1 protein-coding gene is annotated in these 15,113 nt (G+C 54.4%); it reads right to left on the bottom strand.

Going from position 1 to position 15,113, the window contains the following annotated elements; genetic code table 11:
* Positions 1-32: 32 nt before the first annotated feature.
* The gene (locus CXK86_RS22115) at positions 33-15,080 is read right to left on the bottom strand and encodes a non-ribosomal peptide synthetase (protein WP_101314561.1); all 15,048 of its coding nucleotides are present in this window, start codon (positions 15,078-15,080) and stop codon (positions 33-35) included.
* Positions 15,081-15,113 lie beyond the last annotated feature (33 nt).

The raw sequence follows: 15,113 nt of genomic DNA, 5'->3' as shown, positions 1-15,113 counted from the left end.
CTTTCGGTTGACGGTGGAGCGCGCTTGTATTATTAGAACGCGAATTCGATCGTATCGACGGCACTCTTTGCGCCTGCCGCCGGTTTATGACATTCAATTCGGCTTAGCTCGAGTTGTGGATTTTCCGCAATTTGAGACAGTACCCGCAAGTAATCCTCAGTCAAGGTGCGGATCATCGTTTCTTTGAACAGCTTGTTGGCGTAGAAGAAGCCCCCGCTCAACGCCCCTTCGTTTTCATACATAAACAGCGTCAGATCAAACTTCGCTTCTTCCAATGGGTCAAGCTCGTAATTCTTCAGGCTGACCCCTTCCAGTTCGGCGTCTCGTTCTTCGATATTTTGCAAGTCGAAAACGGCATCGAACAACGGGAAGCGGCCCGGCTCCCGCTTCACATTCAAACGCTCCACGAGATCCTCGAATGGATAATCCTGGTTCTCAAAAGCACCCAAAGCCGTTTCCTTCACTTCTTCCAGGTAGGACAAGAACGTTTTGTCGCCAGACGGACGATTGCGGAGCGCCAGCGTATTAACAAACATGCCGATGACCCGCTCCAAATCGGCGTTAGTTCTTCCAGCCACCGGGGTGCCCACGATCAAGTCCTCCTGACCGCTGTACTTGGACAGCAACACAGTATAGGCCGCAAGCAGCACCATGAACAGTGTGCTTTCACACTCGGCAGCCAATTCGCGCAACCGCGCCGAGAGAGAAGCTTCGACGTCGAACTCCACATGCGCGCCTTCGTAGCTACGAACGGCAGACCGTTCGTAGTCCATCGGCAGGTCCGCCGTCGGCAGTTCGCCTTCGAAGGTTTGCAGCCAGTACGCTTCCTGCCGCCCGATTCGCTCTCGGTGGGCCTTCGACTGCTGCCAAACGGCATAATCCTTGTAATGAATGCGCAGGGGTGGCAGCTGTTCTCCGGCGTAGAAACTCGAGAACTCCTCCATCACAATCGCCATCGATACACCGTCAGACACGATATGGTGCATATCGAAAAGGAGAATACGCAGGTGCGGCTCCAGCTCGATGACCCCGGCGCGCAGCAGCGGCGGTTGGCCGAGATCAAACGGACGAACGAAGTTCCGGACGATCTGCTCGATTTGATCTGAATCCTCTGTATCCGCTTGATGATGCTCGATAGCAAAATCGACCTGTGGGTATATCCGCTGAACCACTTCGCCCTTCATCATTTCAAAACCGGTGCGCAGCGATTCATGCCGTGTTATCAATTTCCGCAAGGCGGCTTCCAACCGGTCTAAATCAAACTCACCTTCCACCTGTACCAGTTCCGGCATGTTGTAAAGCTGATCTGCTCCATCCAGCGTGTGCTGAATGAACAGCCGTTTCTGCGCGGAGGACAGAGGGTAGTACTCTCTCTCTTCCGCTTGAGGAATGGCCTCATGCTCCCGCCGTTCCATCCGGGTGATCGCCTCGGCCATCGCCGCAATCGTTGAGTGACGGAATACGTCGCGCAGCGGCAGGTTGACGTTTAATTCCTTAAATACCTTACCTGCCAGTGACGTCGCTCGCAGGGAGTGGCCGCCGATGTCGAAGAAGTTGTCGTAAACGCCAATCTCCTTCGTAAGCCCCAGCACCTCCTGCCAAATTACCGCCAGCTTCATTTCCAGCTCATTGCGCGGTGCGACATACTCCGTTCCGCTTCCCGCTTCCCCTTCCGGCGCTGGCAGCGCCCTCCGGTCTATTTTCCCGTTCGGTGTCAGAGGCAGACGCTCCAGCTCCACAAAGTACGACGGGATCATGTAACCCGGCAACTCCTGTGCCAGCGCACTGCGCAGATCGTTCACCAACAGCTTCGCACCGGTATCCGGCGTGTAATACGCACACAGCGCCTTCTGACCGTTCGCATCACTTCGAACCAGCACCACCGCTTCGCGCACACCTTCCACCCGCAGCAACTGCGACTCGATCTCACCCGCCTCGATCCGGTAGCCCCGGATTTTCGCCTGGTTGTCGATTCGGCCGATGAAGTCCACGTTGCCGTCCTCCATCCACCGCGCCAAGTCTCCTGTGCGGTACAGCCGCTCACCAGCGGTGAAGGGACTGTCTACAAACTTCTCTTCTGTCAGATCTGGACGGTTCAAGTACCCACGTGCTACCCCAACTCCACCGATAACCAATTCGCCCAGCACGCCGACTGGTACGGGATTCAGATGTGCGTCCACGATGTGAAATTTCGCATTCAGCCACGCTTTGCCGATCGGCACATGGCCTGTCTGCGGCAGCTTCGTCAGCGGTTCGTCATAGAAACTGGAGTCGATCGCCGCTTCCGTCACACCGTAAGCGTTAATGATGCGGAACGACGAGCCGAAGCGTTCCTGCAAGGTTCGGTAATCCGCCACACTGCAGCTGTCCGAGCTTGTAATCAACAGCTCCATCCCGCTGAACTCCAACCCCTGTTCATGTACGTATTCCATAAACGGCACGATCAGCGCCGGTGTTGATTCGAAGATCGTCACTCGCTCTCGCTCTATCCAGTAGTGCAGACGAGAAGGATCGATCCGGTCGTCCTTCGGCACAATCACCATCGTGCCTCCGTTGTACAGTGTCCGGGCAATGTCGCCCACGAACACGTCAAACGAGAAGCTGGCGAGCTGCAGCAACCGCACCGGGAACTGATCTAATCGGTATTCCCGCCGGTAACCCGCTGCCGTATTCACCAGGCTGCGGTGCTCAATCATCACGCCTTTCGGCTTGCCCGTCGTTCCGGACGTGTAGATGACGTATGCTAGGTCCTCAGGGCGGGCTTCATGGAAGCTGCCCATGCCAACATCATTGAAAACATCCAGATGGTTCCGATCCGCACCGTTCACAGCCCCCGTTAGTTTGCCAGAGTCCCGGCTGGAAGCCATGCTGGAGCCTTGATCAAAGCACATCGGGGCATTTGCCCGATCTTCGCTGTACGACGCTTCGTCGTCGAGGTACAGCACCGACATCAGCGCCAGCTCCTCTTCGCGGAGCCAGGCCTCGGCACGTTCTCGCAGCGGCGTTTGTGTCAGCAGTACCTTCGCTCCGCTGTCTTCGAGCATAAACCGCACGCGGTCCGCAGGATAATCCGGGTCGAGGGGTACATACGCCCCGCCGGCTTTCCAGACGGCCATCACGGCCACCAGCAAGTCCACCGAACGCTCGGCGAGAATGCCAACGATTGACTCTCGGCCGATGCTACTTGCACGCAGCGTGACCGCTAAGCAGTTCGCCCGCTCGTTCAGCTCCACATACGTTAGGCGATTATTTTCATACACAACGGCCTCCGCTTCCGGCGTACACTCTGCCTGTTTCTCAAACAGACGGTGGAACGTAGCCGCAGGAGCCGCTTCTAGCTGCGCTGGATTAAACGCATTGAGAACTTGTTCTTTTTCCTCTGCTGTCAGCAAGTTCAGCTCGGCAATCTTTGCATCTGGACGGTTTACAATTGTCAGGAGCAACTGCTCGTAATGTTTTGCCAGCCGTTCAATCGTCTCCCTTTTGTAAAGAGCTGTCGCATATTCAAAGCTGTAATCCAAGCCGCCGTTCTCCTCGCCCACATCCAAGCTGATATCAAACTTCGCAGTATCAAGTACGCTCGGATAAGGAATCAGGCGAAGCCCTTCCAGCTCAAATTGCTCGTTCTCCGTATTCTGCATCGTAAACATCGTGTCGAAGAGCGGATTGCGGCTTAAATCACGGGTGACTTGCACTTTGTCCACCAATTGTTCAAACGGATAGTTCTGATGCTCAAAGGCACGCAGAGTTGTTTCTTTGACTTCGTTCAGATATGACAGGAATGTTTTCTCCGAAGACGGATAACTGCGAATCGCCAGCGTGTTTAGGAAAATCCCGATCAACGGCTGCACATCTCCATGATTCCTTCCGGCAATCGGCGTACCAACGATTACGTCTTCCTGACCTGAATATTTATGCAAAAGCACGTTATACGCCGCAAGCAACACCATAAACAGCGTCGTGCCCGTTTCCGAAGCCAGCTGTTTCAGGCCGTCGGTTTTTGAAGCGTCGAAGGAAAACTCCAGCGTTTGACCTTCGTAGCTCTGTACAGCCGGACGTGGATAGTCGGTCGGCATTTCCAGCACCGGAAGCTCGCCCTGGAACATGTCCAGCCAATACGCCCCCTGATGCTGAAGCCGTTCCTGCTGCTCCTGCGAATGCTGCCAAACGGTGTAGTCTTTGTACTGAATGCGCAGCGGCTCCAATTGCTCTCCACCATACAAACGTACGAATTCTTCAACAAAGATTTCCATTGAAACGCCGTCAGAAATAATATGATGCATGTCGTACATCAGAATATGGCGTTCCGGAGCCAGCTCAACAAGGCCTACCCTCAACAGCGGTGGCTTAGCCAAGTCAAACGGACGGACGAAACCGTGAACCACCGCTTCGACCTCTTGCTCATCCGCTTGATAGAACTCCACCGCAAAATTCACGTCCTGGTAAACCCGCTGTGATGCTTCTCCATCCACCATTTCAAACCCGGTGCGCAACATTTCATGCCGCGCCACGAGCTTACGGAACGTTTCTTCGAACCTTGCCCGGTCCAAAGCACCCTCCAGCAGCATCGCTTCCGGCATGTTGTAGCTAAGCTCCGCAACTTCCAGCTGATTCAGAATAAAGAGACGTTTTTGAGCAAAAGATTGCGGGTACACCTCTCGGACATCCGTCACCGGAATGGAAACAAATATCTGCTGATCCAGCCGAGAAATGGCGGTAGCCATGCTCTCGATCGTGGAATGGCGGAACACTTCGCGCAGTGGCAGATCCACGTTCAACTCTTTATGAATCTTGCTGACCAACGTTGTCGCTCGCAGGGAGTGGCCGCCGATGTCGAAGAAGTTGTCGTAAACGCCAATCTCCTTCGTAAGCCCCAGCACCTCCTGCCAAATCACCGCCAGCTTCATTTCCAGCTCATTGCGCGGTGCGACATACTCCGTTCCACTTCCCGCTTCCCCTTCCGGCGAGGGCAGCGCCTTCCGGTCTATTTTCCCGTTTGGTGTCAGAGGCAAGCGCTCCAGCTCCACGAAGTACGACGGGATCATGTAACCCGGCAACTCCTGTGCCAGCGCACTGCGCAGATCGTTCACCAACAGCTTCGCACCGGTATCCGGCGTGTAATACGCACACAGCGCCTTCTGACCGTTCGCATCACTTCGAACCAGCACCACCGCTTCGCGCACACCTTCCACCCGCAGCAACTGCGACTCGATCTCACCCGCCTCGATCCGGTAGCCCCGGATTTTCGCCTGGTTGTCGATTCGGCCGATGAAGTCCACGTTGCCGTCCTCCATCCACCGCGCCAAGTCTCCTGTGCGGTACAGCCGCTCACCAGCGGTGAAGGGACTGTCTACAAACTTCTCTTCTGTCAGATCTGGACGGTTCAAGTAGCCTCGTGCCACGCCGACTCCGCCGATAACCAGCTCGCCCAACACCCCGACCGGTACTGGGTTCAGTTGTGCATCCACGATGTAGAAATTCGCATTCAGCCACGCTTTGCCAATCGGCACATGGCCTGTCTGCGGCAGCTCCTTCAATTCTTCGTCATAGAAACTGGAGTCAATTGCCGCTTCCGTCACGCCGTAGGCGTTAATAATGCGGAACGATGAGCCAAAACGCTCCTGCAAGGTCCGGTAATCCGCCACACTGCAGCTGTCCGAGCTTGTGATGAGCAGCTCCATCCCGCTCAACTCCACCCCTTGCTCGTGCACGTATTCCATAAACGGTACGATCAGTGCTGGTGTTGATTCAAAGATCGTCACTTGCTCCCGCTCTATCCAGTGGTGCAGGCGAGACGGATCAATCCGATCATCCTTCGGTACAATGACCATGGTGCCTCCGTTATACAACGTGCGTGCGATATCACCCACGAACACGTCAAACGAGAAGCTAGCGAGTTGCAGTAGCCGGACTGGGAACTGATCCAACCGGTATTCCCGCCGGTAGCCCGCTGCCGTGTTCACCAAGCTGCGGTGCTCAATCATTACACCCTTCGGCTTGCCTGTTGTCCCCGACGTGTAGATCACGTACGCTAGGTCCTCAGGACGAGCTTCATGAAAGCTGTCCAAGCCAGTAACCTTCAGATGACTCGGATCATCGCTGTTCACAGCACCCGTCAGCTCGCCGGAGACTTTACCGGAAACCATGCTGGAACCAAGCGGTGCATTCTCCCGGTTTTCGCTGTATGACATTTCGTCGTCGAGGTACAACACCTTTGCAAGTGCCAGCTCCTCTTGGCTGAGCCAGGCTTCAGCACGCTCTCTCAGCAGCGTTTGTGTCAGCAGCACCTTCGCTCCGCTGTCTTCAAGCATAAACCGCACGCGGTCCGCCGGATAATCCGGGTCAAGCGGTACATATGCCCCGCCTGCTTTCCAGACGGCCAGCACGGCCACCAGCAGGTCCACCGAGCGCTCGGCGAGAATGCCAACAATCTCCTCCCGGCCGATTCCACTTGCGCGCAGCGTGGCCGCTAAGCCGTTCGCCCGTACGTTCAGCTCCGCATACGTCAGCCGATCGTTCTCGTATACAACGGCTTCCGCTTCCGGAGTGCTCTCCGCCTGTTCCTCGAACAGTCGGTGGAACGCGGCCACAGGAGCCACTTCCGATTGCATCGGGTGAAACGCGCCGAGAATCTTCTCTTTTTCATCTGCCGTCAACAAGTTCAGATCAGCGATCTTTGCATTCGGATGGCTTACAATCGCCGCAAGCAAATGTCCAAAATGAATCGACAGCCGCCGGATCGTGCTTTCTTTATAAAGAGCCGTTGCGAATTCAAAGTTGCACTCCAGTCCGCCATTTTCTTCCGTAACATCCACACTCAGGTCGAACTTGGCCATACCATATTCGCTAGGGTACGGGGACAATTTCAGCCCTTCCAGCTCAAACTCTGACTCCTCCAGGTTTTGCAGGGAGAACATCGTGTCAAACAGCGGGTTGCGGCTCAAATCCCGGCTAACCTGCACTTTATCGACGAGTTCTTCGAACGGATAATTCTGATGCTCGTAAGCGCCTAAAGTCGTTTCTTTCACTTCTTCCAAATACGACAGGAAGGTCTTCTCCGAAGCCGGATAATTGCGGATCGCCAGCGTGTTGACGAACATTCCGATCAAAGGCTGCGTGTCGCCGTGCGTTCTGCCCGCAATCGACGTTCCGACGATCAAATCGTCCTGACCTGTGTATTTATGCAAAAGCACGGTATATGCGGCAAGCAACACCATATATAGCGTCGTTCCTCTTTGAGCGGCCAGCTGTTTCAAGCCTTCGTTCGTTGCCTCGTCCACGAAGGACGTCAGCGTATGTCCCTCATAGCTCTGTACAGCAGGACGCGGATAGTCCGTTGGCATTTCCAGAACCGGCAGCTCGCCCCGGTAACGGTCCAGCCAGTAAGCTTCCTCGCGGTTCAATTGCACTTTTTGCTCGTCCGATTGCTGCCATACCGCATAGTCCTTGTACTGAATGTGCAAAGGCTCTAATGACTCACCGCCATACAGACGAACGAGTTCCTCAACGAACACGTCCATCGAAACCCCGTCGGAGATGATATGGTGCATGTCAAACATCAGTAAATAACGATCGGCTGCCAGCTCTACGAGCTCGGCACGCAGCAACGGTGGCTTCGCCAAGTCGAAAGGTCTGATAAAAGCCTGCACGACTGCAGACGCTTCTTCCTCGTTCGCATGTCGACACACGACGGAAAAATCAACGCTCTCGTAAATACGCTGTACCGCTTCGCCTTGTACGACCTCAAATCCGGTTCGCAACGTTTCATGACGTTGGATCAGTCCGCGGAAAGCTTTCTCCAGCAGGCTATGGTCAATTGATCCTTCGAGCAGCAGCACACCCGGCATGTTATAGCTCTGCTCGGCTCCTTCCAGCTGATTCAGGATAAACAGCCGCTTCTGAGCTGAGGAAAGTGGATAATACGCTCTTGCGCCTACCAGCGGAATCGACGAGAACGAATGTTCTTCGATCCGGGAGAGGGCGAGAGCCATCTGTTCGATCGTTGAGTAGCGGAATACGTCGCGCAGAGGCAACTCGACGTTCAACTCCTGATGCACCTTGCTCACCAGTGTCGTTGCCCGCAGGGAATGGCCGCCCAAGTCAAAGAAGTTGTCATGAACCCCGATGCGCTCCAATCCAAGCACGCTTTTCCATATTTCAGCCAAGCTGGCTTCGAGCGGAGTCCGAGGCGGAGTATGTCCTTCGCCCGGTTGCAAGCTCTCCTCAGGTGCCGGGAGGGAGCGGCGGTCAACCTTGCCATTCGTCGTCAGCGGGAGACGCTCCAACTGGATCAGGTACGTCGGGATCATATAGGCCGGCAGTTCCTGAGACAGCACGCTCTTCAGCTCGGCCGCCGGAAGCTCACAGTCCGCTTCATAATAGGCGCAAAGCTGCTTTTCGCCGGACACGTTTTCCCGCGCAAATACTGTCGTTTTCCGAATTCCCTCCACTTTCTGAAGCTGAGTTTCGATCTCGCCCAGCTCTATGCGGAAGCCACGGATTTTCACTTGGTCGTCCGTTCGTCCCACATATTCAATCGTGCCGTCCGGTAGCCATTTCGCCAAATCCCCCGTCCGGTACATGCGCTCTCCTGACGTAAAAGGATTGTGCACAAATTTCTCCGCCGTCAGTTCCGGCCGGTTATTGTAGCCCCGTACCAAACCTTCTCCGCCGACACATAGCTCCCCGACCACGCCGATCGGCAGCAGCTTATTCCGGCTGTCGACGATATACACCGTCGTATTGCTGATTGGTCGTCCGATAGGAACGGTAAGCGCCGACTCATCAACGAAGTCGACCGGAAGGTACGTGGTAAATATCGTGCTTTCCGTCGGTCCGTATACATGGTTGAGCCTACCCGCTCCAAGATGGGCGAGTGCTTTACGTACATGACCAACCGAGACACGCTCTCCTCCAAACAAAATCGCCCGGACATCCCGAAAACAATTGACATTCACATCTACAAGCACGTTGAAGAAAGCCGTCGTAATAAACATGACCGATATGCGCTGGCGCTGGATGAGATCCGCCAGTAGACCAATTTCCAGCAACGTCTCGCGGGGAACCAGCACCAGCCGCGCCCCGTTGGTCAAAGCACCAAAAATATCGAAAATCGCTCCGTCGAACGAATAGCTCGAAAGCTGGAGGACATGATCGCGATTGGTGATGTCGATATAATTTGTATTTTGCACAACGCGCACGATGTTGCGGTGTGAAACAAGGTTTCCTTTTGGCTTGCCCGTCGTGCCTGACGTATAGATCACGCAGGCCAGATCTGTCGCTTCAATCCCTTGATTTAGGTTTGTTCCGTCCTCGTGATAGAAAGACTCGTCATCCAGTAAAATCACCGAGTCCAAACCCGCCAGTCGCTCGCGCAAGCGGCTTTGTGTCAGCATGACCTGCGCTCCTGAATCCTCTATCAAGAAACGGATACGCTCCTCTGGATATTCCGGGTCAATCGGTACGTAAGCGGCTCCGGCTTTGTGTGCTGCCAGTATACCTATAACCATTTCGATGGAACGCTCAGCCATAATGGCGACCAGACGTCCTTGGGATATCCCGTGGCTGCGCAAGGTACGGGCAAGGCGGTTGACACGTTCGTTCAGCTCGCGGTAAGTCATCTCTTGCTCATTAAAGGAAATGGCGGCTGCATCCGGGATGTACTCCGCCTGCTCTTCGAACAATTGAATGAGTGTCTTCCCGCGCGGAAATTCCGTCGTGGTGTCGTTAAAACGTCCGAGAAGTTCGGCCTTTTCTGCCTCGGTCACAAGTTCCAGCTCGCCCACGGTAATTTCCGGGTTATCCGTTACCTGCTCCAGCAGATGCACGAGATGCCCCTTGAGCCGCTCGATGCTGTCTTTATCAAACACTTCGGCGTTAAAGTCGAATCGAATTTCGATCTCGGCTCCCGGCATCACAGTCACGTTGAAGTTATAGTTCGTCTGCTCCTCCATCTGAACGTCAGCAATTGTCAGGCCGCCGTGCTGCTGGTCCCCCGCCTGCTCCATCTGTTCGTCCACCGGATAGTTCTCGAAAGCGATGATATGGTTGATCAGATTCTGCTTTTGCACGCTACGCGCTTGAATTTCATACAGCGGATAGTAATCATAACGCCCGGAATCCAGAGCCCGCTCTTGGAGCTTCGCCATCAGGTCGGCGAACACGGTGTCCACTTCGCTATTGACGCGGACCGGCACCGTATTGATGAACAGCCCGATCATAGACTCAATGCCCGGGATTTCCGCCGGTCTTCCGGCAACGACACTGCCGAATACGGCATCGTTTGTTCCGTTATATTTTTGCAGCATCACGCCCCAAACGGCTTGCAGCAGCGTATTGACTGTAACTAGGTGCTGTTTCGCCACCCGGTCCATCCGTTTGCTCAAGTCCTTGCCTAGTTCGGCGGTGACGTGATCAGCCGTAAATCTGCCGCTCGGCGCTGGTTCCTTTTGCCCCGGAAGTACGGTTTGCCCTTCGTAGCCTGCCAGGAACGCTGTCCAATAGCCGGATGCCGCCTGATCGTCCTGTTTCTCCAACCATTCGATATAATCGCCATAATCCGATCCTTTACCTCCCGCTGGCTGCTTCCCAGAGGTCAGGGCCGAGTATATCTCAAACAACTCCTGCGTCAGCTGAGCCAGGCACCAGCCGTCCATTAAAATATGTTGGAAACTCCACAGAACGTGATAACTTTGCTCTTCGGTGCGCAGAATCGTAAACCGAACGAGCGCATCATGTTCCATGTCGAAGCCACGAAGCTTGTCCTCCTCGGCCTTTTCATCCAAGTAAGCTTGTTTCTCATGTACCTGCAAATGAAGCAGCTCTTCATATTCAAAGCCGACTGGCTTATCGCGGTATATGATTTGCAGCGGCTCGCCCGCTGGTCCATTCACAAAATTCGCCCGCAGCACCAGATGACGTTTTGCAAGCTCCATCCAGCTCCTCTCAAAAAGCTGGACGTCGAGCGCTCCCCGCATCGTAAACCGCGTCTGCTCAAAGTAAGCTGCCGTTTGCCGGTCAAGCGCGCTGTGGAACCACATACCCTTTTGCATCGGCGTCAGCGAGTAAATATTTTCGATTTCCCCGAGATGACTCGAGCGCTGGGCGATTTGCTCCAATTCTGTGATGGTCAAGCCTTTAAATTGCACGTCGCTTGGCGTCATTTCGGTGTTCTCTTTGCCTGCGCAGTGGGTAATGAGCTCTCGGAGACTTTGCTCAAGCCGCTGAGCGAAGGCTTCCATCGTTTCCTTCCGATACTGCTTCCGGCTGTAGCTGAGATCGAGTGATAAAGCACCGTCCAGCACCATACCGTTGATATCCAGCACAAAGCTGCGGGCCTGCCGGTCGCTAGCCGGGCTGCCACTGGAATAAGAAGATATGCCGATCTCGCCCTGGTTGACATCATCGTCGAACTGGCCGAGGTAGTTAAAATTAATTTCCGGCTCTGCGCCCCAAACCAAGCCTTCCTCCGATTTCGAAAGATAGCGGCATATGCCGTACCCAAGCCCCTTGTTCGGAATGCGGCGCAAGTTTTCCTTGACCTGTTTAATCTGATAGGTCAAATCCCGGTCAGTTTCCGGCTCTAGGACGACCGGAAACTTGGTCGTAAACCAGCCGACTGTACGCGTGATATCGATATCCGTTCCGATCGATTCACGTCCGTGTCCTTCGAGATTGATCCGCACCCGTTCGTGCCCCGTCCATTTGCGTAAGGCTATGCCGAGCGCCGTTACCAAAATATCATTCATTTCGGTGTTGAAGGCACGGTGAACCCGCTTCAGTAGCAGCTCCGTTTCTTCGGGAGCCAAACGGACAAACAGCGATTCGCTGTCCTGCTGTGTCGTAACGTCCGCCTCCATATCCTTCGGCACGGCAGGAACCTCCATTTGATCCACGGCCTGCCAATAGGCCCGTTCCTTCTCCATCTCCGGGCTTTGCGCGTAAGCAGCCAACTGCTCGGACCAAGTGCGGTACGCATCTGTTTTCGCCGGGAAACGAATTTCTTCGCTTTTGCCAGTCTGCTCGTAACCTAGAGCGAAATCCTCCATTAAAATGCGCCAAGACACGCCATCTACCACAGCATGATGAACCCCGAGCAGCAAATGATCACCGTCCGCGCACTGGAATAGTCCCGCCTTCATGAGGGGCCCGTTCTCCAGATCGATGCCCGCTTGAATGTCCGTTGCCTTCGCTTCCACAGTCTGCGTGGGATTCTCCGCATCTTTGAAGTCGAACACGTCCAGCGTGAACATCTCGTCTTCCTGAATCGCGCGGGTCCGTGCGCTAAACCCTTGTTCCGTTTTGCGGAACACCATCCGTAAGGCGTCATGATGCTCGGCCAGCTTTTGCAGCACCTGACGTACCATCTCTTCGTCGAAGCGTTCCTTCCGGTACAGCATCACCGACTGGTTGAAATGATGCGGGTCCTTAAAGGAGCTCTCGAAAAACCAATGCTGAATCGGCGTCAGCGCCGTTTCACCCGTAATTTCGCCTTGATCGATGGTACGTCCGATCGGTATCACATGCAGGCTAAGCTGTGAGATTGTCGGATATTTGAACAAATCCCGAATTTCCAGCTTGTACCCGGCTTGATGAAGCCGCGAAGATACTTGAATGGACTTGATCGAATCTCCGCCCAGCTCGAAGAAATGATCCGTTACCCCAACGCGATCGGCGTTCAATACCGCCTGCCACACATCGGCAAGTGTCCGCTCGGCTTCATTGCGTGGAGCTACGTACTCGCCGCCGGTCAGTGCGTTTCCTTCCGGGGCAGGCAAAGCCTTGCGGTCGATTTTGTCGTTCGGCGTGAGCGGCATCCGCGGAAGCTGAACAAAATGCGCCGGAATCATGTAATTCGGCAATTTTTGCGCCAGCGCGCTTCTCAGCTCGCCGAGCGTAAGAGGGAGACTAGCCACCAGGTAAGCGCACAGTTCTTGCCCACTTTTGCCTTCCCGCGCAATCACAATCGTCTCCTGCACCGAGTCGATCTTCAGAAGCTGCTCTTCAATCTCACCGACCTCGATTCGGAATCCACGGATTTTCACCTGATGGTCGATCCGGCCCAAGTACTCCATATTACCGTCCGGCAGCCAGCGGGCGAGATCTCCTGTCCGATAAAGGCGTTCTCCCGGCGCAAACGGATGTTCCACGAACTTCTCTGCCGTCAGCTCCGGTTGGTTCAGGTAACCTCTCGCAAGCCCCACGCCTGCCACGCACAGCTCTCCGTCCACTCCCGGAGGAACAAGTTGCAGGTGGGCATCCAAAATAAAAATCTGATGATTAGACAGCGGGCGCCCAATCGGAATGACTCTGCGCTCCGGCTGCTGCTCATCCGCATCCCAAAGCGTCGTAACAATCGAAGCTTCGGTAGGGCCGTAAGCATTGAAATAGTGAACCTTCGCTTTCCACTGCTGCACGAATTCGGCCGATACCGCCGAACCTCCCGTTACAAGCTTTGTTAAGCTGGGAAGACGGTCAGGGTTCAAATGAGCGCTGTACGTCGGGGGCAGAATCGCCGCCGTAATCGCATGCTCGTTCATATAACTCTCGAACAGACGAGTGTCGAGAATTGTTTCCGCCGTCGGGATGTATAAAGCCGCTCCAAAATAGAGTGCTTTGAAAACCTCCCAGCAGGATGCGTCGAAGGACAAGCTCGCAAATTGAACGATCCGGTCATGCTCCGTGATACCCAGCCTGTCTGCGAACATCAGCTTCAAGCTGACCAAACCACGATGCTCCAGCATGACCCCTTTGGGTTTGCCTGTTGTACCTGACGTATAAATGACATAAGCAAGATCGTGTGGACCACTGGCCGCCTCCAGGTTCGAGCCATCATCGCTATAGGCCTGCTTGTCATCTAGCGCCAATACGGTCCCTTCGAACGGGACTTGCTGTAACAGCTCTCTTTGAGTCAATAACAGCTGCGCGTTCGAGTTCTCCAGAATGTAGCGGATACGTTCTTCCGGGTACTCCGGGTCGATCGGCACGTAGGCACCGCCAGCTTTCAGAACCGCCAAAATGCCAATGACCGTCTCCAGCGATCTCCTAACCATCAAGCCTACCAACTGATTGGGCAGCACACCGACCGATCGTAGCGTACGCGCCAGTTGGTTTGCCCGTTCGTTCAACTCTGCGTATGAAAGCCGCTGCCCCTCAAAAACAACCGCCGTCGCCTCGGGCACACGCTTCGCTTGCTCCTCCACAAGCTGATGAATCGTCCGATCACGAGGATAGTCCTTCTCGGTATCGTTGAAGCTTTGTATTAATTGAAATTTTTCGTCCTCCGACAGCATGTCCGCTCGCACGATGTCCAGCTCCAGCTCATGAAGCCCGACAGACAGCAGGCGATTCAGATGGCCGACGACCCGATTCATGAACTCGGAGTCATATAAGTGCTCGTTATATGACAGCGCTAGCTGTATCGTCCCGCCGGCTAAACTGAATTCAAACGAACAGTCTGTGACCACGTTTTTCCTAATTTCGTCCAGATGCAGCTCCTTAAGGGATACTAGCGTATGGACGAAGGGTATCCCTTCTGCATATTGCAGATCCAGCTTCTCCGTCATTTTCAAGAACGGAATATGTTGATGTTGAATGGCTTCCGGCAAGGAAGTCCTCAGTTCGCTCAGAAGCGTCTTAAAAGTTGCCCCCACCGAAAACGAGTTTTTCAAAATGACCGTATGATTAACGGATCGACGCATCTCCCCCTTTTTTGGCACAACCGGCATGCCGACCAGAATGTCTGAAGCACCTGTATATTTATGCAAGAGTGCCTGAACACCGGCGAGCAAAATCATAAAAGCAGCCAGCGGAGCACCCTTGCTCATTTGAAGGACCCGCTGCGCCGCTTCCTCCGAAAGCGAACCGCCAACGGTTTTCACATTGGGCACCAGGGAGTTTGGAGCCTTGCTGTAAGGCAACCGCGTCAAGGTATAATCGTCAATACCGAATTTTTCGTTCCAAAACAACGTTTCTTTTTCAAAAGCCATCTGGATCGTTCCCCTCTCTTCATCGGTAAAAGCAATCCGGCGGAGCATATGCCGAAGCAACGCTCCAGCCTCGCTCCTCTCTTTTTCAAACATCTGACAACAATATCAATGGCTTGCGCAACGTCA

The sequence above is a fragment of the Paenibacillus sp. BGI2013 genome, assembly GCF_002843485.1.
Lineage (GTDB): Bacteria > Bacillota > Bacilli > Paenibacillales > Paenibacillaceae > Paenibacillus > Paenibacillus amylolyticus.
Note: the sequence above shows the minus strand (reverse complement) of the source record. Positions and strands in the feature narration are given on the sequence as shown.